Raw genomic sequence first — 25,123 nt, 5'->3', positions numbered from 1 at the left:
GCTCTTTCGTCAATTCGGTTGTCGCTTGGGGGCGGGCCGCGGCTCAGTCCACTTCGTTCAGCGAATCGGACAGCGCGTTGACCAGGTTGTCGATCTCGCGCTTCTCGGAGATGAACGGCGGCGCGAGCTGGATCGTGTCGCCGCCGTAGCGCACGTAGAAGCCCTTCGCCCAGCAGCGCATCGCGATCTCGTACGGGCGCCGTGCCGGTTCGCCCGGCAGCGCCGCGATCGTCAGGCCGGCCGCGAGGCCGTAGTTGCGGATGTCCGCGATGTGGCGCTGGCCCTTCAGCCCGTGCACGGCCGCCTCGAAATGCGGCGCGAGATCGCGCACGCGGGCCACCGCGTCTTCCTTGACGAGCAGGTCGAGCGCCGCGACGCCGGCCGCGCACGCGACCGGGTGCGCCGAATACGTGTAGCCGTGCGGGAATTCGAGCATGTACTCGGGGCCGCCTGCCGCCATGAACGTGTCGTAGATTTCCTTCGTCGCGATCACGCCGCCGAGCGGCTGCACGCCGTTCGTCACCTGCTTCGCGAAGTTCAGGATGTCCGGCGTCACGCCGAACGCATCGGCGCCCGTCATCGCGCCGGCACGGCCGAAGCCCGTGATGACCTCGTCGAAAATCAGCAGGATGTCGTGCGCGGTGCAGATGTCGCGCAGCCGCTTCAGATAGCCCTTCGGCGGCACGACCACGCCCGCCGAACCGGAGAACGGCTCGACGATCACGGCCGCGATGTTCGATGCGTCGTGCAGCGCGATCAGGTCGAGCAGGCGGTCGGCCAGCTCCGCGCCGTGCTCGGGCATCCCGCGCGAGAACTTGTTCTCGGCGAGTTGCGTGTGCGGCAGGAAATCGGCGTCGAGGCCCTGGCCGAACAGCTTGCGGTTCGGCCCGATCCCGCCGACCGAGATGCCGCCGAAGTTCACGCCGTGGTAGCCCTTCTCGCGGCCGATCAGCCGCGTCTTCGTGCCCTTGCCCTTCGCGCGCCAGTACGCGCGGGCCAGCTTCAGCGACGTGTCGGCCGCTTCCGAGCCCGAACCCGTGAAGAACACGTAGTCGAGGCCGGCCGGCGTCAGGTCCTTGATCTTGTTGGCGAGCTCGAACGACTTCGGATGGCCGAACTGGAACGCCGGCGCGTAGTCGAGCTGCGCGACCTGGCGGCTCACGGCTTCGACGATTTCCGTGCGGCCGTGACCGAGGCCCGTGCACCAGAGGCCCGACAGGCCGTCGAAGATCTTGCGGCCTTCGGCGTCCGTGTAATACGCGCCGTTGCCCGACACGATCATGCGCGGATCGGCCTTGAACTGGCGGTTGGCCGTGAACGGCATCCAGTGCGCGTCGAGCCACGCGGCGTCGGTGCGGATAGTCGTGTCGTCCTGCTGCGCGGCGGTGGTGATGTCGGTCATGTCGGTCGGCGCGGCGCGCCCCTCCTTCTTGTGATGATGTTGCACATTGTCGGGACGACAATTAGTCTCTTCAATATCGCAATATCAATGTTCACTTGCTCAACTATGCAAGCAAAGAAACCGAAGAGCCGCGCGCTGCTCGGGCAGCTCAGCGACATGGATCTGCGCCTGCTGCGGGTCTTCAAGGGCGTCGTGCAGTGCGGCGGGATGGCGGCGGCCGAACTGGAACTGAATATCGGCATCTCGACGATCAGCCGGCACGTGAAGGATCTGGAAACGCGCGTCGGCCTCGTGCTGTGCCGGCGCGGCCGCGCGGGCTTCACGCTGACGCCCGAGGGGCAGACGGTGTACGAGGAGACGCTGCGACTGCTCGCGTCGATGGAGGCCTTTCGCAGCAGGATAGACGGTATTCACGACAGGATGGGCGGAGAACTGCACATCGCGGTGTTCGACAAGACGGCCACCAACCCGAACGCGCGGCTCGGCGACGCGATCCGCCGATTCGCGGACGAGGCACCCGACGTCGCGCTGAACCTGCATGTCGCGTCGATCAACGAGGTCGAGCGCGGGATCATCGACGACAGCTACCAGGTCGGGATCATTCCCGCGCACCGCAACTCGGGCAGCCTCGTGTATTCGGAGCTGTTCGACGAACGGATGCTGCTGTACTGCGGCCGCCAGCATCCGCTCTACGATGCGCCGCACGGCAAGCTCACGTGGACGACGATCCGCAACCACGCGTTCGCGGGGCTCGGCTTCCATTCGCCGAACATGGAACTGAGCCATCGCGCGAAGCTCACGCGCAGCGCGACCGCGTCGGACCAGGAATCGATCGCGACGCTGATCCTGTCCGGCCGCTATCTCGGCTTCCTGCCGGACCATTACGCGGAAAGCTTCGAAAACAAGGGGCTGATGCAGCCGATCGCGCCGCACCGGTTCAACTACCGGTGCCGGTTCGTGAGCCTGCTGCGGCGCTCGCCGCGGCCTTCGCGGGCCGCGCTGCTGTTCCAGTCGTGCCTGGAAGCCGCGCACGACGTGAAAGCGTAGCCGGCGCGACGGTCCGCGCCGCGCCGCGCGGGAACGGCGGCGCGGGCATCGCGTTCAGCGCCGTGCGCCGCGCGCGAACCGCCGCCGTTCAGCCTCACAATCCGGCTCTGCGATAATGCGGGCTCCCCATTCCCGTTCCGCCGCCCCGCCATGACGCAACCGTCCGCCCCGCTCTCCACCGACCTGCCGCCGATCTCGTGCCTGCCCGGCGATGCGCTGCCGTGGCTTCCGATGAGCGCCGACCTGCCGGGGCTGGCGATCAAGTATCTGCACATCAATGCGGCCGAGGACACGCTGACCGCGCTGCTGAAGATGCCGGCCGGCGGCACGCTGCCGCGCCATCGCCACGATGGCGAGGTGTTCGTCCATACGCTGCAGGGTGCGTGGCGCTACCTGGAGTACGACTGGGTCGCGCACGCCGGCTCGACGGTGCTCGAACCGGCCGGCTCGGTGCATACGCCGGAAACGCTCGGCGCGCCGGGCGAGGACGTGATCACGCTCAACGTGATGCGCGGCGATCTCGTGCTGCTCGACGACGACGGCCGCGAGACCGCGCGCGAGAACTGCCGCGTCGCGCTGCTGCGCCAGCGCAAGCATGCGCGCACGGCGCCGGACGACGCTGCGCCGTTTGTCACACGGTAAGGCAGGCGGCATCGTCGCGTCATGATCCGCATGGTGCCGGCTCTCGCTAATGCGCGGATGGCCGCCTGCGAACTTCGCCAGCTTCCCCGGCCTACCCGCGCATTACCGAAAACGCCGGAAAAATCGCCGAATATCGTTGGCCAGCAGATCCGGCTCTTCCATCGCAGCAAAATGGCCGCCGCGCGGCATGTCGGTCCACTGCACGACGTCGAACACCCGTTCGAGCCAGCTGCGCGGCGGGTGGCTGATTTCCTTCGGAAAACGCGCAAACGCAACGGGCACCGCCACGCGTTGCCCGGCCGCGAAGCGCATTGGCTGCAGCCGGTTTTCCCAATACATCTGCATTGACGAGCCGATGCAGCCGGTGAACCAGTAGAGCGAGATTCCGGTCAGCAGCACGTCGTGCGAAAACCGCCGTGCGACGTCGCCGTCGCAATCGCTCCACGTGCGGAATTTCTCGGTGATCCACGCGGCCAGCCCGGCCGGCGAATCGTTGAGCGCGACGGCCAGCGTCTGCGGCTTCGTCATATGCATATGCGCGTATCCGCCTTCCATCGCGGCCCACTCGCCGCGCTGCGTCACGAAGGCCTGTTCGTCCTCGGTCAGCGGCGAAGCCGCGTCGGTCGGAGGCTCGTAGCTGCCGGGCAGGTAGTTCAGATGGATGCCGTCCACCACGTCGGCGTGTCGCGCGCCGAGCGCAATCGACACGCCTGCGCCGAGATCACCGCCTTGCGCGCCGAAGCGTCGATATCCGAGACCGGACATCAACGCCGCCCAGCGGTCGGCGACCTGAAATGCCGACACGCCGGGTGCCGCGGGCGCCGGCGAGAACAGGAAGCCCGGCAGTGACGGCACGACGACGTCGAACGCATCGTCCGGATCGCCGCCGAACGCCGCCGGGTCGCAGAGGCGATCGATCAGCGCGTCGAATTCAAATACGGAGCCCGGCCAGCCGTGCGTGACGACGAGCGGATAAGGCCTCGGCCCGACGCCGTGTCGATGGATGAAATGCACGCGCTGCCCGCCTGCATCTGCGACGAACTGCGGCAGCCGGTTCAGCGCACGCTCCACCGCACGCCAGTCGAAGCGTTCGGCCCAGTACGCGGTCAGTTCGCGCAGCCACGCACCTTCGACACCCTGCTGCCACGGCCCGGCGGGTGTCAGCATCGGTGCGCGCATGTCGCGCAGGCGCCGGCGCAGGTCATCAAGCGCGTGATCGGGAATCGCAATGTTGAACGGGGCGGTGTGCATCGTTTCTCCTCGCGAAGAATATCGACGAGATTCTGCGCCATTTTTCCGGCCCGCGACGAACGGCTCGCGCCCACGCGTCAGCCTGTTTCCCGCTCGTCCGCCCGCGCATCGCGCCGCATCGCCTGCGGCGGCACGCCGAACCCGCGCACGAACGCCTCGCGCATGTGCCGGCGATCGCGAAACCCGTTCTCCTTCGCGATCACGTCGAGCGGATGGCGGCTCTGTTCGATCATCAGCCGCGCGGCTTCGAGCCGCAGCCTCTCGATCGCCTTCGCGGGCGACTGCCCCGTTTCGAGCGTAAACACGCGGCTGAACTGCCGCGGGCTCAGGTGGACGGCATCGGCCAGATCCTCGACGGTCAGCGCACGGCCGAGGTTCTGCCGCGCGTAGTTCAACGCGTTCTGGATCCGGTCTGATTTCGGCGCGAGATCGAGCATTTCGGAATGCTGCGACTGGCCGCCGGCCCGGCGCTGGTTCATCACGAGCTTGTGCGCGACCGAGCGCGCGGCATCGGCGCCGAGATCCTTTTCCACCATCGCGAGCGCGAGGTCGAGGCCGGCCGTCATCCCGGCCGACGTCCAGATCGGCCCGTCGACGATGTAGATCCGGTCTTCCTCGACGCGAATCTCCGGGTAGTGCCGCTGCATGTCGCGGCCGAACGCCCAGTGCGTCGTCGCGCGGCGCTGCGCAAGCAGCCCGGCCTCGGCCAGCACGAACGCGCCCGTGCAAATGCCGGCGATCCGCCGTGCGCGTGCGTTCGTGCGGCGCAGGAACGCGACCACGCCGGCCGGCGCCGGCGCAGCGAGCGGATCGTTGACGCCCGCGACGATCCACGTATCGACGGCGATCCGCCCGCGCAGCGCGCGCGTGGCGACCGACAGCCCGAGCGACGAGCGCACGTCGCCGCCATCGACCGAATAGTTTTCCATCACGTAGAACGGCTCGCCAGCACCCATGTTCGCGTACTCGAACACCGACTGCGCGGCGAGCGCCATGATCTGGAAACCGTCGCTGATCAGAAAGCCGATTCGGTGCATGTGTGTTCTCCAGTCCCGGGCGTGTCTTCGGCCCGGCGTCCTGAATCATACCCATCTACGTCATTTGTGTCGCAGCGATTCGAAGCCAGAATGCATTCACGCCATTCGGCCACTTCATCGAAAACGGAGCGACATCATGACTCAAGCACATCGCGGTACCGCCCTCATTACCGGCGCGTCGTCGGGCATCGGCGCAATCTACGCGGACCGGCTCGCGCGCCGCGGCTACGACCTGATCCTGGTCGCGCGCAGCCGCGACCGGCTGGCCGCCCTCGCCGAGCGCATCACGAACGACACGCGGCGCAGCGTCGAGATCGTCGACGCGGACCTCAACGACCGCGCGGCACTCGCCGCCGTCGAAACGAAGCTGAAGCAGGACGCGAGCATCACGCTGCTCGTGAACAACGCGGGTGTCGGCACGCACGCCCCGCTGCTCGACAGCGACGTAGACGCGATGACGCGGATGATCGACCTGAACGTGACCGCGCTCACGCGCCTCACCTATGCAGCCGTGCCCGGCTTCGTCGCCCGTGGCCGCGGCGCGGTAATCAACATTTCGTCGATCGTCGCGATCTCGCCGGAAACGCTGAACGGCGTGTACGGCGGCAGCAAGGCGTTCGTGCTCGCGTTCAGCCAGTCGCTGCACCACGAGCTCGGCGGCAAGGGTGTGCAGGTGCAGGCCGTGCTGCCCGGCGCGACGGCCACCGATTTCTGGCAGACGGGCGGCCTGCCGCTCGAGCACCTGCCGAAGGAAATCGTGATGTCGGCGTCCGACATGGTCGACGCGGCGCTGGTCGGCTTCGATCGCGGCGAACTCGTGACGATTCCGTCGCTGCACGCGGCCGACGAATGGAATGCGTACGAGGCCGCGCGCCAGACGATGGCGCCGCACCTGTCGACCGATACGCCGGCGCCGCGCTATGCGGCGGCGCGCTGATTCCTGTTTTCGCTTCTCCCCGATCCGATCAGACAAATGGAGCACGCATCATGAAACTCAGCGGCAATACCGTCTTCATCACCGGCGGCACTTCCGGCATCGGCCGCGCGCTCGCGATCGCGCTCGAGCGGCGCGGCAACAAGGTGATCGTCGCCGGCCGGCGCAAGGCGCTGCTCGACGAGATCGCGCGGCAGCACCCGAATATCGACACGGTCGAACTCGATGTCGGCGACGGCGCGCAGATTCGCGAGATCGCTGCCCGGTTGATCGACCGCTATCCGGCGCTGAACGTCGTGATAAACAACGCGGGCATCATGCCGTTCGACGATGCGAGCGGCCCGCTCGACGACGCACAGGCCGTTCGCCTCGTCGATACCAACCTGCTTGGCCCGGTGCGCGTCAGCGCGGCGTTCGTCGAGCACCTGAAGCGGCAACCCGATGCGACGATCATCAACAACAGCTCGGTGCTCGCGTATGTGCCGCTCGCGGCGACGGCGCTCTATTCGGCAACGAAGGCCGCGATTCACTCCTACACGCTGTCGCAGCGCTTCGCGCTGCGCGACACCAGCGTGCGCGTGCTCGAAATCGCGCCGCCGTGGGTCGACACCGATCTCGTGCACAAGAGCGGCGACCCGCGCGCGATGCCGGTCGACGCGTTCGTCGCCGAAACGCTGGCACTGCTCGAAACCGCGACGACGGAAGTCGTCGTCGAGGCGGCCAGGCCGTTGCGCGACAACGCCGGGCCGAACGAGCACGCATTCGTCGAGCAATTCAACCAATTCATCGTCGACAACCCGATTCCGGTCGAATGACATCGCCCGGGAAACCCGTCATCGGAGCACACATCATGACGACCGCACTGGAAGAGAAAAACACGGCCTTCGTCCTCGACGCGCTGGATACGCTGTTCAACCGGAAAGACTACGAGCGCGCCGCGCAATTCTGGGCCGACGACTACGTGCAGCACAGCCGGCTCGTTCCGGCCGGCCGCGACGGGCTGTTCGGCCTCGTCGATTCGATGCCCGGCCTGCGTTTCGAATACGACAGGGTCGCCGCCAACGGCGACTTCGTGTGGGTGCACAGCCGGTACACGAACTCGGCAAGCCCCGTCGCGCTGATCGCCGTCGATATCCTGCGGATCGAAGGCGGCAAGCTGGTCGAGCACTGGGACGTGCTGCAAGACGAGGCGACGCGCGCCGAATCGGCCGGCGGCCATCCGATGTTCGGCGACGCATTTCCGCACACGGGTTGATACGATCGTTCGTCTGACGAAAAGCCCGGCGCAGGCGCGCCGGGATGCCGCCGGGGATTCTTTCCCCAGCGGCGCAAATAGGTGACATGGAACGCCGATTCCCGCCCGCTTGCCTTGGATTTTGCTCAACAGTAAGCTCTACCGCTGCAGTTTCCGAAGCAGCGCCATATCGGGCGCAATCCGTCCGATCATCCGGGCAATCGACCGTTGCGGAATTCGACCATGCGGCTTCGTATGTTCACCACCGAGACCGGCAGCATGCCCGTCTCCCCGCCTGTTTCCCCGCGCATATCGGCCGACCATCCGCCGGATCTGCCGCCGCTCCCCGAACTCGACACCGTATGCCGCGTGGCACGCGCGCATTTCGGCACGGCCGGCGCGTTCGTCGCGCGCGCGCAATGCTTGCTGGCGTCCGATGGGACGCTCCCCGAAACGCTTCGGCCGGATACCTTCGCGTCATGCGTCGAGCGAGATTCGCCTGCCGGCGGACGAATCGTCGTGCCCGACATAGGCAACGGACCGTTTCACACGCCGCAGGTCGTCGCAGCCTGCGAACTGGCCGCGCCCGACGGCACTCCGCTCGGCGCGCTGTGCCTCGCCAGCCATTCCGGTCTGGCACTCGACGCCACCCAGCGCGCATTCCTGCACGACCTCGCGTCGCTCGCGGAGCGCGCGTTCGCCCGCGCCATCGCGGAAGCCGCATTGCGCGAACGGCTCGGCATCGTCGAGGAACACAGCACGCTGACGACGCTCGCGCTGACCGAAAGCGGCACCGGCGTGTGGGATCGCAACGTGGAAACCGGCGAGATCCATTACTCGCCGACCTGGAAGGCGATGCTCGGCTACGCGCCGCACGAGCTGAGCTGCCGGATCGAGGATGCGTACGAACGGCTGCATCCGGACGATGCCGACGACGTGAAGGCGGCCATGCTCGCGCACTTCGAGCGCCGGACCGACAGCTACGAGGTCGAGCACCGCATCCGCTGCAAGGACGGCACGTACAAATGGATCCGCAGCCGCGGCAAGGTGATCAGCCGCGACGGCAACGGCCGCGCGCTGCGCATGGTCGGCACGACAACCGACATCACGGCGCTGCGCGAGCTTGCCGCTCGGCTGCGCGACTCGGCCGCGCTCGTCACGGATCTCACCGATCAGGTTCCCGGGCTCGTGTTCCAGCTACGGCAGGCGGCCGACGGGCGCCGCACCTTTACCTATGCGAGTGCGGGTATCCGCGACATCTACGAACTGACACCGGAGCAGATCGCCCGCAACGCGGAGGCGGTCGAGACGCGGATCCATCCGGCCGACCTGATCGCTTATCGGCAATCGCTGCATGAGTCTTCCGCGCGACTGACGCCGTGGCGCCTCGAATATCGCGTGCTGCTGCCCGGCCAGGGCCTGCGTTGGCGCGAAGGCGATGCGCGCCCGCAACGCATGGCCGACGGCGGCACCGTGTGGCACGGCTTCATCACCGATGCGACCGAGCGCAAGCGCATCGAGGCCGAACTGCAGCGGATGGCGACGACCGACCACCTGACGCAACTGTCGAACCGCCACGCGTTCATGCGGCAAAGCGAAGCCGCGCTGCGCGGCGTGCGTGCGACCGGCCGGGCCGCCGCGGTGCTGATGCTCGATCTCGATCACTTCAAGGCGCTGAACGACCGCTGGGGCCATCCGCTCGGCGACCGCGCGCTCCGGCATTTCGCGCGGCTGCTGCTCGCGGAAACCGGGCCGGACGGCATCGTCGGCCGGATCGGCGGCGAGGAATTCGCAATCGTGCTGCCGGGATCGGACCTCGATACGGCGATCGCGTTTGCGCGGCGCCTGCAGCAACGCGCGATGCTGGCGCGGCTCATGCATGAGAACCAACTGGTCGAATTGACCGTCAGCATCGGTATCGACGCAATGCGCGAGTCCGACTTCGGCGCGTACCAGTCGCTGTCGCGCGCCGACAAGGCGCTCTATCTCGCGAAGGATCGCGGCCGCAACCGGATCGAGGTGTATCGGGCGTAGCCGAAGTGGTGCGGACCACCCGCGCCGAACCGGACGGCGACAACACCAGCCACCCGGTCGCCCGAGCTCACGATCAATGTTGAGCTTCCGCTCGTACGAGCGCATCGCCGCCCTTCACGCCGAGCATCAGCGCGACGCCGCTGGCGACCAGCAGCGCGGCCAGCAGGTACACGGCGAGATCCATGCTGCCCGTGCGCGTGCGAATGATCCCGATCACCCACGGGCTGACGATGCCGCTCGTGATCCCGATGCTGCTGATCAGCGCGATCCCGGCCGCGGCCGCGTTGCCCGACAGGTAGCGGGTCGGCACGGCCCAGAAGATCGGCAGTGCGGCGAAGATCAGCGTCGCCGCGATCGACAGGCACGCGAGCATCGCCGCGAAGCTGTGCAGGTGCAGCGTCAGCGCCGCGAGCGCGAGCCCGCCGCCGATCGTGCAGCACGCGAAGTGCCTGCGGCGCTCGCCGGTGCGGTCCGAGCGGCGCGCGATCAGGATCAGCCCGACCGCACCGACCGCATTCGGCACGACCGTGTAGAGGCTCACGGCAACGACGTCGGTCACGCCGAAGTCGCGGATCATCAGCGGCATCCAGAAATTGAGCGTCAGCGACGCGCAGGTCAGCGAGAAATAAATGAACGCGAACAGGTACACGCGCGGGTTCGCGAGCGCGGCCGCCAGGCTGCGCCCGTCGTGCGCGCCGCCATGCCCGCGGCCGTCCGCGCACAGCGCGGCGACGCGCGCCTTTTCATCGGTCGTGAGCCATGCGGCCTCCTGCGGACGGTCGACGAGGAACGTGAACGCGGCGAACGCGAGCAGGATCGCCGGCGCGCCTTCGATCGCGAACATCCATTGCCAGCCGTGCAGCCCGAGCACGCCGCTCATGTCGCGCATGATCCAGCCCGACATCAGGCCGCCGAGCACGCCGGCCACCGCGACGCCCGCGAAGAACACCGAGATCGCGGCCGCGCGCCGGTTCGCGGGGAACCACCAGGTCAGGTACAGCACGATGCCGGGGAAGAAGCCGGCTTCGAACACGCCGAGCAGGAAGCGCAGCACGTAGAAATGCGACGGCTGCGACACGAACATCATCCCCGTCGACGCGATGCCCCACAGCAGCATGATCCGCGTGAACGTGCGGCGCGCGCCGAAACGCGCGAGCAGCAGGTTGCTCGGCACTTCGCAGAACGCGTAGCCGACGTAGAACACCGCGGCGCCGAGGCCGTACATCGCATCGCTGAAGCCGAGATCGTGCTTCATCTGCAACTGCGCGAAGCCGATGTTGATGCGGTCGAGGAACGACACGACGTAGCAGAGGAACAGGAACGGGACGATCCGCCACGCGATCTTGCGGAACAGCAGCGCGTCGCCGGATTCCGACGTCGATGAGGATACCGAAGCGCTCGCGGGCGCGAGCGTCGCTTCGGCGGGAAGCGATTGGGGCATGTCTCTCTCCAAACGGGCCGCGCGATTCGAGCGCGCAGCAGTCTCCGAGGGCGTGCATGCGCCCTGCTTTCTTGTGAGACCGGATATGGCGGCGGAAACCGCCGCCCTCAGTGAAACGGCGACGCGCTCACGCGAACGCCCCGCCGCCGTGTGCCGCTCAGTCCTGCAGCGCGGCCCACATTTCCTTGTCGCGCTGCGCAGTCCAGATGCGCGGATGCTCGATGCCGCTCGCCTCGTCGAACGCGCGCGACACGTCGAACGGCAAACAGTGCTCGTAGATGAACACGTGGCCGAACTTCGGATCCATCGCTTCGCGCGTGAGCGCCATCGACGCCTTCAGGTCGAGATTGCGTTCCACGGCCTTGCGGCCCTGCGCGAGCAGCGTCGTGACGAAATCCTTCGTGTAGTCGAGGCCCTTGTTCACGTCGGCCGGATTCAGCAGCGCGGGGCCGCGGCCCGGCACGAGCTTCTCGGCGCCGAGCGCGCGCAGCGCCTCGAGCGTGGCCGGCCACTGTTCGAGCTGCGCGTCGCCGCAGTAGCACGCGGCGTCGTATTCGACGAGGTCGCCCGAGAACAGCACCTTCTGCGACGGCAGCCAGACGATCGTGTCGCCCTTCGTGTGGCCCGAGCCGACATGCATGATCTTCACTTCGAGCTTGCCGAGGAACAGCGTGATCTCGCGCTCGAACACGAGCGTCGGCCAGGTCAGGCCGGGCACCGTCTCGACGCCGGCGAACAGGCGCGGGAAGCGCTCGATCTCCGACTTCATGTCGGCCTCGCCGCGCTCGACGATCATCTCGTAGGTGCCGCGACTCGCGATCACGTGCTGCGCGCCTTCGGCGAAATACGCGGACGCTCCGAGCACGCGCACCGCGTGGTAATGCGACAGCACCACGTGCTTGATCGGCTTGTCGGTCACGCTGCGGATCTTCGCGATCAGGTCCTGTGCCATCGCGGGCGTCGCGGTCGTGTCGACGATCAGCACGCTGTCGTCGCCGATGATCACGCCCGAGTTCGGGTCGCCCTCGGCGGTGTATGCGTACGCGTTCTCGGACAGCTTCGTCCACGTGACTTTCTTCTCTTCCAGATCGGCTTGGGAGGCGAATGCTTTGGCCATGTTGCGTTCCGTGGCTGCGAGCCATGTGTTGAGGGGTGTGAACGGATCATCTTCCCCGATCGATTATTTGTCAATGACAAATAGACTTGCTATTGTCCAATACGGGTAAACCTGTGGGCTGGTGCGACAAATGGCGTCGGATACCATGCGGGGTTTCGTCAACGGAAGAATCATCGCGTGCAGAACCACGAAGTCAGCGCGGACGGCGCGCCGCCCAAGGCGCAGCGCGGGATCCAGAGTGTCGAGGTCGGCGGCCGGCTGCTCGACGCGCTCGCGCGCCGGCGCAAGCCGCTCGGCCTGTCGGAGCTGGCCGCGGCCGCCGACCTGTCGACCGCGCAGGCGCATACCTATCTCGTCAGCCTGACGCGGCTCGCGCTCGTGAAGCGCGACGCGATCACCGGCAACTACGAGCCGGGCCCGTTGTCGCTGCGGCTGGGGCTGATGTCGATCGAGCGCCAGCCGGCCTACCGCGCGGCGCTGCCGCACGCGGCGCGGCTCGCGGAAGCGGTGGGCTTGAGCGTTGCGCTGTCGGTGCCGGGCGTGCTCGGCCCGACGATCGTACGGATCGAGCACGGCGGCTATCCGCTGCACGTGAACCTGCACGTCGGTTCGGTGATGTCGCTCGATACGACGGCGACGGGCCGCGTGTTCCGCGCATTCGGCGATCCCGCGCAACTCGACGCGATGGCGGCCAGCCAGGTCGGCGCAGGCGATACGCTCGCGGGCGCCGAAGGGACGCAGCCCGCGCCGGATGCCGAAGCGCAACTGGCCGAACTCGACGCGGTCCGCGCGCGCGGCATCGAACGCAGCGTCGACCGGCCGAGCCCCGGCGTCAGTGCGATGTGCGTGCCGGTATTCGACGCGCACGGGCGCCTGCAACTCGCGTTGACGGTGATCGGTTCGAGCGGGTCGATCGATGTCGACTGGGACGGCCCGATCGCGACGGCCTTGCGCGATGCGGCGCGGCTGGCTACCGCGTCGCTCGGCGCGGCAGTTTCGGAGCCGCCGCCCGCCCCCTCGACGGGCGCACCGCGTGTGCCGCCCGCGCTGGCCGACGACGCGAAAGCGCAGCGCGGAATCAACGCGCTCGACAGCACCGGCGAGCTGCTGCTCGCGCTGGTATCGGCGGGCCGTGCGCTGCCGCTGCGCGATCTCGCGGCGGCGGCCGGCATGCCGGCGGCGAAGGCGTTTCCGCATCTCGTCAGCCTGCAGAAGATCGGCCTGCTGAGCCGCGACGACGCCGGCTGCTTCGACGGCGGCCCGCTCGGGCAGGCGCTCGGCCTGATCGCGATGCAGCGAGTGTCGCCGACGCGCGACGCGGAAGCCGAGATCGTCGCGCTGGCCGCCGCGACCGACATGAGCGTGGCCGCCGCGACGCTCGGGCCGCTCGGCCCGACCGTGATCCGCCTCGAGGAATCGGCGCGGCCGCAGCACGTGAGCCTGCAGGTCGGCACCGTGATGTCGCTCGTCAATACGGCGATCGGCCGGATCTTCGCGGCCGGCATGTCCGACGACGTGCTGGCCGACCTGCTCGCCAACGAGCCCGTGCGCCTCGCCGGCAGCGGCCCCGCCCAGGCCGACGATGCATTCCGCGCGCGGCTCGCGGCGATCCGCGCGGACGCGCTCGATTTCGCGTTCGACGCGCCGGTGCCGGGCATCGGGACGGTCGCCGCGCCCGTGTTCGATCACACCGGCAGCATCCGGCTCGTGATCGCGATCATCGGCTCGTCTCGCGGCTTCCCGCGCGGGCCGGACAGCGACCTCGCTCAGACGCTGCTCGCCGCGACGCGGCGACTGTCGTGGCGGTTCGGGTGGATCGGCCGGTAATCGCCGCATCGCCGCCTTCTTCCGCGTCGCTCGATTAATCCCCTCTTTCTCCTTGAAGGCCGTGTGCTTGCCACGGCCTTCTCGCGTCTGTCCGCGACCGGACGGACCGCCCCAATTCATGTTGCGAAGCAGCAACACAAAGTGTCAGTAATTCTCATATAACGAAATCGCATTTCACAACGCGGAGACGTTTCGCTATGATTAGGGTTATCCCTAACTCGCCACCTATATGGGGCTTCGTCATGCAAACGTCTAATGTCTCCGATCGTTCCACCCAATCCACTGGCTGGCTCGCACGTGTTGGCGAGCTGCTTGCAGAAGCCTGGCAGCTCCACCTCGAGAACTGCGAAGTCATCGCCGAAGCACACGCGCGCCTCCCGCGCTGAACGGAATGATCAGCCGCCAACCGGCGCGATGACCTGCCGGATCCGCTTGTGCGGACGCACGCCGCGAGGTCGCTGCGTCCGGCACAGGAATATCTGGCAGGCCACGCGGAAACTGGCCGGGCTTGCCCCGGGGTTGAATGCGCTCACCGCGTCGGGAGCGTTGAGGTCGGTTTGAGGTCCGGCACCGATCGGTATCGGTGCGGTTTTGTCCGCAGGCTGCCCGGACGGCTACCGTTATCCGGTCGGCGCGCGATTGCGCCGGATCGTTGCGGACGGAAGATTCATCCGTTTTGTCTACCCGCGTGCGGTTCCACGCCGAACGCCGTCCCTGGCGGCGGATCGCCGGATTTCTCCGCGCCATCGCGCAGTTGCATGCGCCGTCGTTTCAACGACGGCCGCGCCCCTTCTCCGCCCCCTCACACCTGGATCGAAGGCACATCCTTCATGCAGCGCAGCGCGAACATCGAGCGGCTGTGACGGATGCTCGAGATCTTGTACAGCTTTTCGCGCAGGAACCGCTCGTAGCCGGCCGTGCCGTCCACGGCGACCTTGATCCAGTAGTCGTATTCACCCGACACCAGATACGCCTCGAGCACTTCCGGCAGCGCGGCCAGTTCCGCGCCGAAACGCGCGAGCGCGTCGTCTTCGTGGCGATCGAGCGTGACTTCGAGGATCACGATGTCCGCGTAGCCGAGCATGCGCTGGTTGACCAGCGCGACGTAACCGTCGATGTAGCCGTCGACTTCGAGCTGCCGCGTGCGGTTCCAGCACGCGGTCGTCGACATGCCGATCTGTTCGGCCAGTTCGGCGTTCGACAGCCGCGCATTTTTCTGCAATGCACCAAGGATCTTGCGGTCCTGATTGTCAAGCGTTTTCGGCGTGCGTTCGCGGATAGCCATGATGAAAAGAATATTCTACTGAAAATCAGCATTCTATCTGAACAAGATTCCGGTTTCGGGTCCGTTTTACTGGAAAACGGGAAGCCTTTTAACCGGCTCGCTTGATACATTTTCACCATGCCTGTTGCCCGGCACGCTCCCCGCGACAACCCCTTCGCACCGGGACGCACGGCCGCAATCACGAGTTGCGGTGCCGGACAAGCAGGCATGCGATTCCCCGCCGCCCGCACGCCTATCCGACCGCGTGCGGAGCCGGTGCCTGCATCCCCGTTCTCGCACTTCCCGTCATGTCGTTCAGGCTTTATCTGTCGTTCCTCGCTGCTTCCGTCGTTCTCATCTACGCGCCCGGCCCCGTCAACCTGCTCACGATGAACCAGGCGCTGCGCGCCGGCTGGCGCCGCGCGCTGCCGTGCGTGTGGGGCGGCACGCTCGCCGTGCTGCTGCAACTCGCGTTGACCGCGCTGTGCCTGAATTCGCTGGTCCACCTCGACGAACACGCGCTCACCGTGCTGCGCTGGGCCGGCGCCGCGTATCTCGTGTGGCTCGGCGGCAAGCAATGGCTCGGCCGCTCGCCGGTCAACGCGCCCGCCGCATCGGCGGAAGTCGCAGCCAGGGCTGGAGCCGGAGCCACGATCGTCCCGCAGGACGCCGACACCGGACGCGCGCTGTTCTGGCGCGGCGTCGCGACGTCGGGCCTGAATCCGAAGACGCTGCTGTTCTTTCCGTCGTTCTTTCCGCAGTTCATCAGCCCGAACGCCGACTGGAGCCTGAACCTTCAATACCTGCTGCTCGCCGCAACGTTCGCGCTGCTGTTCGCGGGCGGCGTCGCGTCGATGGCGCTGTTCTCGCACCGGCTGAGCCGCGCGTTGCGGCGGCCGGCGCGGATGCGCGCGATGAACCGCGTGACGGGCGGGCTGCTCGTCGGGATGGGCGCGATCATGGTCGGCTGGAACTGAGCAAGAAGCGCAACCTCGAACGGCTGCGGCTGCCGAAACCCCACACGGTGTTTTCGCCGCGGCAACTCGCGGGCGAGCTGCTCGCAAGCACGCTCAACGACGAACCGGGCGACAAGTCGGTGATCTCGCACCTGCTGCCCGGCGCCGCCAACGCCGCCGACGCCGACGCCGACGCCGACGCCGACGCCGCATGATGCCGTGACCGTGCGCCCCGGGGCGGCCGGCGCTCGACCGGTACAATCGCGCGATGTCCGAATTGCTCACTTACGGCGGCCTGCTCGCCGTGTCGATGGTCGCCGCGACCCTGTTGCCGCTCCAGTCCGAAGCCGTGCTCGCCGGCCTGCTGCTCGCCGGGCGCGAGCCCGTGTGGGCGCTGGTGCTCGTCGCGAGCCTCGGCAATGTCGCCGGCTCCGTGATCAACTGGGCGCTCGGGCGCGGCATCGAGCACTTCCGCGACCGCCGCTGGTTTCCGGTCAAGCCGTCCGCGCTCGCACGCGCCGAGCGCTGGTATGCGCGCTACGGCCGCTGGTCGCTGCTGCTGAGCTGGGCGCCGGTGATCGGCGATCCGCTGACGATGATCGCCGGCGTGCTGCGCGAGCCGCTGCCGACCTTTCTCGCGATCGTCACGCTCGCGAAGGTCGGCCGCTACCTGGCCGTCGCGTGGCTCGTGACGTACTGACGGTACTGACGCAGCCTTTCCTCCGTCGATGGCGCCCGCTTGCGCCGCCACCGGCTTCGCACCGCTAAAGAATCCGCCGAAGCTGCCGTATTCCTTACGGTGTGCGGTGACGCGTGCGTTCCGCCCCTCTCCCACCCCACTCAGGATGCCGTATGAGATTGACCCAATTGGGCCGGGTGAGCGTCGGCGCGCGCCTGGCCGCGCTGGCGTGCACGCTCGTCGCACTGCTGTTCACCGTTTTCGCGTGGGCGCTCGCCCATTTCGCCAGCCAGCAACTCGCGGACGAGGCGCACGCGCGAATCGCCGACAAGGAGCAGTCGATCCGTGCGATGGTCGAGATGTTCGACAAGGCGCTGTCGGCCGAAGCCAGTCGCGCGATGTCGCTGTTCGCGAGTTTCCTGCCGGCCGATTTCTCGCTCGACCCGGCGCGCACCGTCGACATCGGCGGCGTCGCCGCGCCCACGCTGTCCGCGGGCGGCCAGCCGCTCGACCTCGATTACTCGATTCCCGACCAGTTCCTGAAGAAAAGCGGCGCGATCGCGACGATCTTCGCGCGCGACGGCGACGATTTCGTGCGCATCACGACGTCGCTGAAGAAACAGGACGGGGCACGCGCGGTCGGCACACGCCTCGATCGCGCGAGCCCCGCGTACGCGCCGCTCGCCGCCGGACGCAGCTACACGGGCCTCGCCAAACTGTTCGGCCGGCAGTACATCACGCAGTACAAGCCGGTCACCGACGCAACCGGCCGCGTGATCGGCGCACTGTTCGTCGGGCTCGACGTCGGCGCCGAGTTGCAAGTCGTCCAGGATGGCATCCGTGCGTTGAAGGTCGGCGAGAACGGCTACTACTTCGTGCTCGACGCCTCTCAGGGCGCATCGCGCGGCACCTTCGTCGTCCATCCCGATGCAGCCGGCCAACGCGCCGACGACACGCGCGCGCCGTACACGCAGATGCTCGCGGCCGGCCACGGCCGGCTCGCGTATACGTCGGCCGACCCGGCCGCGCACGACAGCCGGCCAACCGCGAAATTCGTGTCGTTCACGACGGTTCCGCAATGGCAGTGGCTGGTCGGCGGCATCGCGATCGACGACGAACTGCTGGCCGGCATGCGCACCCTCCGCGATCGCTTCCTGATGATCGCAGCCGTGCTCGTCGCGGCGTTCGCGGCGCTGTTCGTCGTCGTCGTGAGGCGCGTCGTGAGCCGGCCGCTCGATGCGGCGGCACGCGCGTCCGAACGCTACGCGGCGGGCGACCTCAGCGTGCGGATCCGCAACGGCGAGACGGCACGCGGCGCCACGCGCAACGACGAGATCGGCCGGCTCGTGCAGGCGGTCGACGGGATCGGCGACGGCCTGGCGCGGATCGTCGCGCAGGTGCGCAGCGGCTCGGCCGACATCGCGCGCGGCATGGTCGGCATCGCGGCCGGCAGCGGCGACATCGCCGCGCGGATCGCGACACAGGCGAGCAGCGTCGAACAGACGGCGGCCAGCATGGAGCAGATCACGGCCGCCGTGCAGCAGAACGCCGAGCACGCGGCGCAAGCGAACGCGCTGGTCGCGAACGCATCGGCGGCCGCGACCGACGGCGACGAGGCCGTGCAGCGCGTGGTCGCGACGATGGACGAAATCGGCCGCGCAACGCGCCGGATCGCCGAAATCACGGGCGCGATCGAAGGCATCGCGTTCCAGACCAACATCCTGGCGCTGAACGCAGCCGTCGAGGCCGCGCGCGCGGGCGAGCACGGCAAGGGCTTCGCGGTGGTCGCGGCCGAAGTGCGCGCGCTCGCCCAGCGCAGCGCGGCCGCGGTCAAGGAAATCGACGCGCTGAGCGCCGAATCGTCGACGACCGTCGAACAGGGGTACCGAATCGCGGACGCGGCGCGCGGCACGATGCGCGACATCGTCGCGCGCGTCGATCAGGTCAGCACGCTGATCGGCGAGATCAGCGCCGCGTCGCGAGAGCAATCGACCGGTATCGAGCAGGTGAACCAGGCCGTCACGCAGATCGGGGAGACCACGCAGCAGAACGCGACGCTGATCTCGGACGCCGAACGCGCGGCCGTCGCACTGCGCGACCAGGCCGCGCAACTGTCGGAAGCCGTCAGCGTGTTCCGGCTCGAACGCGACGCATGAGCGTCGACCGGCGGCGGCCGGCGGCCGGCGGCCGCTCGCCGCCTACTTCTTGTCGCCCGCCAGGTCGATCGCCTTGTCCGAGCCGACCGCATTGCGCAGCTGGAACTTCTGGATCTTGCCGGTCGACGTTTTCGGCAGCTCGCCGAAGCGCACGGCCTTAGGCACCTTGAAGCCCGCGAGCAGTTGCCGGCAGTGCGCGACGATCTCCTCCTCGGTCGCGCGTGCGCCTTCGCGCAGCTCGACGAACGCGCACGGCACCTCGCCCCATTTCGGATCGGGCATCGCGACGACGGCCGCAACGGCGACGGCCGGATGCCGGTACAGCGCGTCCTCGACCTCGATGCTCGAGATGTTCTCGCCGCCCGAGATGATGATGTCCTTGCGGCGATCCTTGATGCGGATATAGCCGTCCGGCGTCAGCACGCCGAGATCGCCGGTATGGAACCAGCCGCCGTGGAACGCCTCGTCGGTCGCGTGCGGGTTCTTCAGGTAGCCCTTCATGCAGATGTTGCCGCGGAACATGATCTCGCCGAGCGTCTCGCCGTCGGCCGGCACCGGCGCCATCGTGTCGGGATCGAGCACCGTCGCGCCCGCTTCGAGGTGGTAGCGCACGCCCTGGCGCGCATTGAGCCGCGCGCGCTCTTCATCCGGCAGCGCTTCCCAGTGCGCCTGCTTCGCGCACACGGTCGCGGGGCCGTAGACCTCGGTCAGCCCGTACACGTGCAGCAGGTCGAAGCCGATCTCCTTCATCTTCGCGATCACCGCCGGCGCGGGTGCCGCGCCCGCGACCATCGCGTGCACCGTATGGTCGATCCCTTCGCGGAATTCGGCCGGCGCGTTCGCGATCGCGCTCTGCACGATCGGCGCGCCGCAATAGTGCGTGATGCGTTCGCGGCGAATCAGGTCGAACACGGTCTTCGCGTCGAACTTGCGCAGGCAGACGTTCACGCCCGCACGCGCCGCGACGGCCCACGGGAAGCACCAGCCGTTGCAGTGGAACATCGGCAGCGTCCACAGATACACCGCGTGCTTCGGCATGTCCCATTCGAGGATGTTGCTGATCGCCGCCAGATACGCGCCGCGATGGTGGTAAACCACGCCCTTCGGGTCGCCGGTCGTGCCGGACGTGTAGTTCAGCGCGATCGCGTCCCATTCGTCGGCGGGCGGCGTCCATGCGTAGCCGGCGTCGCCGCTCGCGACAAATGCTTCATAGTCGATCGCGCCCGCGAAGCGCTCGGGATCGGCCGGCATCGCATCGGCGACGCTGACGATCTTCAGGCCCGGCACCTCGAACGCCGCGCGATGCGCGAGCTCCGCGTATTCGGTGTCGACGATCAGCACCTTCGCCTCGCCGTGACGCAGCATGAAGATCACCGACGGCACGTCGAGCCGCGTGTTGATCGTGTTCAGCACCGCGCCGGCCATCGGCACGCCGAAGTGCGCCTCGACCATCGCCGGGATGTTCGGCAGCAGCGCCGCGACGGTGTCGCCGCGCCCGACGCCGGCCTGCGCGAGCGCGCTCGCCAACTGCTTCGCGCGCGTGTAGGTCTCGCCCCACGTGCGCCGCACGTCGCCGTGCACGATCGCGAGGCGCTCGCCATAGACTTCCGCCGTCCGGACCAGGAAGTCGATCGGGGTGAGCGGTACGTAATTGGCATCGCGGCGGCCGAGCCCGGCCTCGAACATCTGCGTCATGGTCCTGTCTCCCGTGTTCTGTCGACCGGCGTGCATGCACCCCGGATCGCTTTGATGTGGTTCAATTGCCGACAGCCTAACGGGCGTTATTGTGAGCCGTCTGTCATCGAAACGACAGAGTGCCTTTCGAGCACCGCGCGTTATCCCTAACCTCGCAAACCCGCACCCATGCACGATCATCACGTTGCGCCGCCCGACGCGGCCGCCCACCCGGCCGACGCGCTTCCCGAACCGGGCCCGCTGCCGGCGCTGTCGACGTTGTTCGGCCAGTGCGCGTGGTTCCGCACGCTCGCGCCCGAACACCAGGCGCTGGTGCTCGCGCAGTCGCATGTCGAACAGTGCGAGGCCGGCGACGTGATCGCGCACCGGCTCGCGCCGTCCGAATACTGGATCGGCGTGCATCGCGGGCTGCTGAAGCTTGCGATCTTCAACGCGTCGGGGCGCGGCTGCACGTTTTCGGGTGTGCCGTCGGGCGGCTGGTTCGGCGAAGGCAGCGTGATCAAGCGCGAACTGCGCAAGTACGAGGTCGTCGCGATCCAGCGCTCGACCGTGCTGTTCGTGCCGGTCGACACGTTCCATGCGCTGCTCGACACGAGCCTGCCGTTCACGCGCTTCGTGATCCACCAGTTGAACAACCGGATGGGCGAATTCATCGCGTCGATCCAGAACAGCCGGCTGCTCGACGTCGATGCGCGCGTCGCGCAGGCGCTCGCGCAACTCTTCAACCCGGACCTGTACCCGGACACCGGCCCGTCGCTGTCGATCTCGCAGGAAGAACTGGGGATGCTCGTCGGCGTGTCGCGGCAGCGGATCAATCAGGCGCTGCAGCAGCTCGAGAAGCTCGGCGCGCTGCGGCTCGCGTACAACCAGATCGAGGTCGTCGATCTGGGCGCGCTCGCGCGCTTCGGGATGGAGCAGATCTGAGCGCGGCGCGATGAGCGAAACCGTCGCCGGCACGACGCGCGCATCCGGTGCCGCGGCGGTTCGCCGGTCGCGGCATGCGCGCGCATTTCATCTGCGGAATCGGCCGGCGGCGACCGCGCGCCCAACCTGACAATCCCGCCAGTTTCGCGACAGTAACCCGTTCCACGCCGACGCCTATCATTCGGGTTCCCCTCACCGACGCCTGATCACCGCCTGTCCCGCTGCCTCCATGTGGATCGTCAATCTCGCGCTCAGGCGCCCCTACACGTTCATCGTGATGGCCATCATGATCGTGCTGGCCACGCCGCTTGCGCTGATGCGCACGCCGGTCGACGTGCTGCCCGCGATCAACATCCCCGTGATCAGCGTGATCTGGAATTACAGCGGCTTCTCCGCGACGGAGATGACGAACCGCATCACGGCCGTGCATGAACGGATCCTGACGACGACCGTCAACAACATCCAGCATGTCGAGTCGACGTCGCTGCCCGGCATCGCGGTCGTGAAGGTGTTCCTGCAGCCGGGCGCGAACGTGCAGACGGCGATCGCGCAGACGGTCTCGTCCGCGCAGGCGATCGTGCGGCAGATGCCGCAGGGCGCGACGCCGCCGCTCGTGATCACCTATTCCGCGTCGAGCATCCCGGTGATCCAGCTCGGGCTGTCGAGCACGACGCTCAGCGAACAGTCGCTCGCCGACATCGCGCTGAACTTCCTGCGCCCGCAACTGATCACGATTCCCGGTGCCCAGGTGCCGTTCCCGTACGGCGGCCGCACGCGCGTGGTCGCGATCGATCTCGATCCGCAGGCGCTGCTCGCGAAGGGCCTCACGCCGGCCGACATCGTCAACGCGGTCAACGCGCAGAATCTCGTGCTGCCGACCGGCACCGCGAAGATGGGCCAGACCGAATACCGGATCGACACGAACGCGTCGGCCGATACGGTCGCCGACATCAACAACCTGCCGATCCAGACCGTCAACGGCGCGACGACCTACCTGCGCGAGGTCGCGGCCGTGCGTGACGGCTTCGCGCCGCAAACCAACGTCGTGCGCCAGAACGGCCAGCGCGGCGTGCTCGTGTCGATCCTGAAAAGCGGCGACGCGTCGACGCTCAAGGTCGTGTCGGACCTGAAGGCGCTGCTGCCGAAGGTGATCCCGACGCTCCCCGAAGGGCTCACGATCACGCCGCTGTTCGACCAGTCGGTGTTCGTCAACGCGGCCGTGCAGGGCGTGGTCCACGAGGCGCTGATCGCGGCCGTGCTGACCGCGATGATGATCCTGCTGTTCCTCGGCAACTGGCGCAGCACGCTGATCATCGCGATCTCGATTCCGCTGTCGATCTTCACGTCGCTGATCGCGCTGTCGGCGCTCGGCGAGACCATCAACATCATGACGCTCGGCGGGCTCGCGCTCGCGGTCGGGATCCTGGTGGACGATGCGACCGTCACGATCGAGAACATCGAGCGGCACCTGCATCTCGGCACGCGCCGGGCCGCCCCAAGCATGCCGAGCGACCCCGTCGGGGAGCAGCGACCGGAGGGAGCGCGGGGGTCGTCGTTCGGCACGAACCTGCACGAGGCGATCCTCGAAGGCGCCGGCGAGATCGCGGTACCCGCGTTCGTGTCGACGCTGTGCATCTGCATCGTGTTCGTGCCGATGTTCTTCCTGACGGGCGTCGCGCGCTACCTGTTCGTGCCGCTCGCGGAAGCGGTCGTGTTCGCGATGCTCGCGTCGTACGTGCTGTCGCGCACGCTCGTGCCGACGCTCGCGATGCTGCTGTTCCGCCCGCAGCAGGCGAGCACCGGCCCCGACCACGCGACGTCGCGTTTCGCGCGCCTTCATCATGCATTCAACAACGCGTTCGAGCGGCTGCGCGCGTGGTACGTCGTGCTGCTGAGCATGCTGCTCGTGCGCCGCCGCTTCTACGCGATGTGCTTCCTCGGCTTCTGCGTGCTGTCGACGGGCCTCGTGTTCGCGCTCGGCCGTGACTTCTTCCCGAACGCCGATTCCGGCAACATCCGCCTGCATATGCGCGCGCCGACCGGCTACCGGATCGAGGAAACCGCGCGCCTCGCCGACCGGGTCGAGCGCGTGATCCGCGAAGTCGTGCCGCCCGACGAACTCGGCGCGATCGTCGACAACCTCGGCCTGCCCGTCAGCGGCATCAACCTGTCGTACAGCAATGCCGGCACCATCGGCACGCTCGACGGCGAGCTGCTGATCGCGCTGAAGCCCGGCCACCACGCGACCCGGGATTACGTGCAGACGCTGCGCAAGCTGCTGCCCGAGCGCTTCCCCGGCGTCGAATTCTTCTTCCAGCCGTCGGACATCATCACGCAGATCCTCAACTTCGGTCAGCCGGCCGCAATCGACGTGCAGGTGCTCGGCAACGATCTCGCGAGTAACATGACTATCGCGAGCAACCTGATGAAAAAGGTCAGGCAAATCCCCGGCGCCGTCGACGTGCACGTGCTGCAACGCAACGACGAGCCGACCCTGCTGGCCGACATGGATCGTACGCGCATGCAGCAGCTCAACCTCTCCGCGCAGAACGTCGCGCAGAACATGCTGATCTCGCTGTCCGGCAGTTCGCAGACGACGCCGTCGTTCTGGATCAACCCGAAAACGGGCGTCCAGTACCCGCTGCAGATCCAGACCCCGCAATACGACGTCTCGTCGGTCGACGACCTGCTCGGCACGCCGATCTCGGCCAGCGGCCGCACGGGCATGCCGCTGCAACTGCTCGGCAACCTCGTGCAGGTGCGCACCGCCGCGAACCCGGCCGTGATCACGCACTACAACATCCGTCCGGCGATCGACCTGTACGTGAGCGTCGAGGGCCGCGATCTCGGCTCGGTCGCGGGCGAGATCGACCGCATCGTGTCCGACATGCGCGCGAGCCTGCCGCGCGGCACCGACCTGACGATGCGCGGCCAGATCGAGACGATGCGCACGTCGTATATCGGCCTCGGCGCGGGTGTCGCGATGGCGATCGTGCTCGTCTACCTGCTGATCGTCGTCAATTTCCAGTCGTTGCTCGACCCGCTGATCATCATCAGCGCGATGCCCGCCGCGCTCGCCGGCATCGCGTGGATGCTGTTCGTCACCGGCACGCACCTGAGCGTGCCCGCGCTGACGGGCGCGATCATGACGGTGGGCGTCGCGACCGCGAACAGCATTCTCGTGGTGTCGTTCGCGCGCCAGCGTCTCGAGGCCGGTGCGCCGCCGCTCACGGCCGCGCTGGAGGCCGGCGCGACGCGGATCCGGCCGGTGCTGATGACCGCGCTCGCGATGATCATCGGCATGGTGCCGATGGCGCTCGGTCTCGGCGAAGGCGCCGAGCAGAACGCGCCGCTCGGCCGCGCGGTGATCGGCGGGCTGCTGTTCGCAACCGTTTCGACCTTGCTGTTCGTGCCGCTCGTGTTCGGCGGCGTGCATTCGCGGCTGGCCCGCCGGCGCGCGCGCCAGGCCGGACACTGACTTTC

Annotated in this window: 20 protein-coding genes; 13 read left to right on the top strand and 7 right to left on the bottom strand. The window is 67.8% G+C overall.

The genetic code is table 11. From position 1 onward, the window contains the following. Positions 1-43 precede the first annotated feature (43 nt). Positions 44-1,402 (bottom strand): aspartate aminotransferase family protein, encoded by a 1,359-nt coding sequence (locus tag FPJ27_RS10705; protein WP_204422861.1) that lies wholly within the window; start codon positions 1,400-1,402, stop codon positions 44-46. 105 nt (positions 1,403-1,507) lie between these two features. On the opposite strand from FPJ27_RS10705, the gene FPJ27_RS10700 reads away from it, so the two are divergent. Then, positions 1,508-2,449 carry a LysR family transcriptional regulator gene (locus tag FPJ27_RS10700; protein ID WP_072436732.1) on the top strand — a complete coding sequence of 314 codons (942 nt, stop codon included), beginning with the start codon at positions 1,508-1,510 and terminating at the stop codon, positions 2,447-2,449. 150 nt (positions 2,450-2,599) lie between these two features. After that, on the top strand, positions 2,600-3,091 hold the full coding sequence (locus FPJ27_RS10695) for a 2,4'-dihydroxyacetophenone dioxygenase family protein (RefSeq protein WP_072436731.1): 492 nt from the start codon (positions 2,600-2,602) through the stop codon (positions 3,089-3,091). Between the two features lie 102 nt (positions 3,092-3,193). On the opposite strand, the gene FPJ27_RS10690 is transcribed toward FPJ27_RS10695, so the two are convergent. Next, entirely contained in the window at positions 3,194-4,342 is a 1,149-nt protein-coding gene (locus tag FPJ27_RS10690; RefSeq protein WP_204422860.1) for an epoxide hydrolase family protein, read from the bottom strand. 77 nt (positions 4,343-4,419) lie between these two features. After that, complete coding sequence (locus tag FPJ27_RS10685) at positions 4,420-5,379, bottom strand: GlxA family transcriptional regulator (RefSeq protein WP_204422859.1); 960 nt, start codon at positions 5,377-5,379, stop codon at positions 4,420-4,422. Positions 5,380-5,515: 136 nt separating this feature from the next. Here FPJ27_RS10685 and FPJ27_RS10680 point away from each other — a divergent pair, with 136 nt between their 5' ends. The 4 genes from FPJ27_RS10680 (at position 5,516) to FPJ27_RS10665 (ending at position 9,581) form a co-directional block, all read left to right on the top strand. After that, positions 5,516-6,316, top strand: coding sequence for an SDR family oxidoreductase (locus FPJ27_RS10680; protein ID WP_072436728.1), 801 nt, complete (start codon positions 5,516-5,518; stop codon positions 6,314-6,316). 50 nt (positions 6,317-6,366) lie between these two features. Then, positions 6,367-7,128: an SDR family NAD(P)-dependent oxidoreductase gene (locus FPJ27_RS10675; RefSeq protein WP_204422858.1), complete on the top strand. Its 762-nt coding sequence runs from the start codon at positions 6,367-6,369 to the stop codon at positions 7,126-7,128. Between the two features lie 35 nt (positions 7,129-7,163). Beyond that, entirely contained in the window at positions 7,164-7,568 is a 405-nt protein-coding gene (locus FPJ27_RS10670) for a nuclear transport factor 2 family protein (RefSeq protein ID WP_204422857.1), read from the top strand. Positions 7,569-7,790: 222 nt separating this feature from the next. Beyond that, complete coding sequence (locus tag FPJ27_RS10665) at positions 7,791-9,581, top strand: sensor domain-containing diguanylate cyclase (protein ID WP_239483278.1); 1,791 nt, start codon at positions 7,791-7,793, stop codon at positions 9,579-9,581. Positions 9,582-9,654: 73 nt separating this feature from the next. Here FPJ27_RS10665 and FPJ27_RS10660 read toward each other — a convergent pair whose 3' ends face one another. Both FPJ27_RS10660 and FPJ27_RS10655 read right to left on the bottom strand, forming a co-directional pair. Next, the gene (locus FPJ27_RS10660) at positions 9,655-11,022 is read right to left on the bottom strand and encodes an MFS transporter (protein ID WP_204422856.1); all 1,368 of its coding nucleotides are present in this window, start codon (positions 11,020-11,022) and stop codon (positions 9,655-9,657) included. A 157-nt stretch (positions 11,023-11,179) separates the two neighbouring features. Beyond that, positions 11,180-12,139: an MBL fold metallo-hydrolase gene (locus tag FPJ27_RS10655; RefSeq protein WP_204422855.1), complete on the bottom strand. Its 960-nt coding sequence runs from the start codon at positions 12,137-12,139 to the stop codon at positions 11,180-11,182. A 177-nt stretch (positions 12,140-12,316) separates the two neighbouring features. Here FPJ27_RS10655 and FPJ27_RS10650 point away from each other — a divergent pair, with 177 nt between their 5' ends. Continuing rightward, a complete protein-coding gene (locus tag FPJ27_RS10650) occupies positions 12,317-13,966 on the top strand; it encodes an IclR family transcriptional regulator C-terminal domain-containing protein (protein WP_204422854.1) in 1,650 nt (549 codons plus the stop codon). A gap of 802 nt (positions 13,967-14,768) precedes the next feature. On the opposite strand, the gene FPJ27_RS10645 is transcribed toward FPJ27_RS10650, so the two are convergent. Then, positions 14,769-15,251 carry an Lrp/AsnC family transcriptional regulator gene (locus FPJ27_RS10645; protein WP_072436724.1) on the bottom strand — a complete coding sequence of 161 codons (483 nt, stop codon included), beginning with the start codon at positions 15,249-15,251 and terminating at the stop codon, positions 14,769-14,771. A gap of 287 nt (positions 15,252-15,538) precedes the next feature. Here FPJ27_RS10645 and FPJ27_RS10640 point away from each other — a divergent pair, with 287 nt between their 5' ends. The 4 genes from FPJ27_RS10640 (at position 15,539) to FPJ27_RS10625 (ending at position 19,021) form a co-directional block, all read left to right on the top strand. After that, a complete protein-coding gene (locus FPJ27_RS10640; RefSeq protein ID WP_072436723.1) occupies positions 15,539-16,207 on the top strand; it encodes a LysE family translocator in 669 nt (222 codons plus the stop codon). A gap of 47 nt (positions 16,208-16,254) precedes the next feature. After that, entirely contained in the window at positions 16,255-16,401 is a 147-nt protein-coding gene (locus tag FPJ27_RS10635) for a hypothetical protein (protein WP_239483277.1), read from the top strand. Positions 16,402-16,454: 53 nt separating this feature from the next. Next, positions 16,455-16,886 carry a YqaA family protein gene (locus FPJ27_RS10630; RefSeq protein WP_204422853.1) on the top strand — a complete coding sequence of 144 codons (432 nt, stop codon included), beginning with the start codon at positions 16,455-16,457 and terminating at the stop codon, positions 16,884-16,886. A 152-nt stretch (positions 16,887-17,038) separates the two neighbouring features. Beyond that, the gene (locus FPJ27_RS10625) at positions 17,039-19,021 is read left to right on the top strand and encodes a methyl-accepting chemotaxis protein (protein ID WP_204422852.1); all 1,983 of its coding nucleotides are present in this window, start codon (positions 17,039-17,041) and stop codon (positions 19,019-19,021) included. 42 nt (positions 19,022-19,063) lie between these two features. Here FPJ27_RS10625 and FPJ27_RS10620 read toward each other — a convergent pair whose 3' ends face one another. Next, a complete protein-coding gene (locus FPJ27_RS10620; protein ID WP_204422851.1) occupies positions 19,064-20,716 on the bottom strand; it encodes an acyl-CoA synthetase in 1,653 nt (550 codons plus the stop codon). A 168-nt stretch (positions 20,717-20,884) separates the two neighbouring features. On the opposite strand from FPJ27_RS10620, the gene FPJ27_RS10615 reads away from it, so the two are divergent. Continuing rightward, entirely contained in the window at positions 20,885-21,640 is a 756-nt protein-coding gene (locus FPJ27_RS10615) for a Crp/Fnr family transcriptional regulator (RefSeq protein WP_072436719.1), read from the top strand. 229 nt (positions 21,641-21,869) lie between these two features. After that, positions 21,870-25,118, top strand: coding sequence for an efflux RND transporter permease subunit (locus FPJ27_RS10610; protein ID WP_204422850.1), 3,249 nt, complete (start codon positions 21,870-21,872; stop codon positions 25,116-25,118). Positions 25,119-25,123: the final 5 nt, after the last annotated feature.

The organism is Burkholderia sp. MS455, assembly GCF_016899445.1.
Classification (GTDB): domain Bacteria; phylum Pseudomonadota; class Gammaproteobacteria; order Burkholderiales; family Burkholderiaceae; genus Burkholderia; species Burkholderia pyrrocinia_C.
Note: the sequence above shows the minus strand (reverse complement) of the source record. Positions and strands in the feature narration are given on the sequence as shown.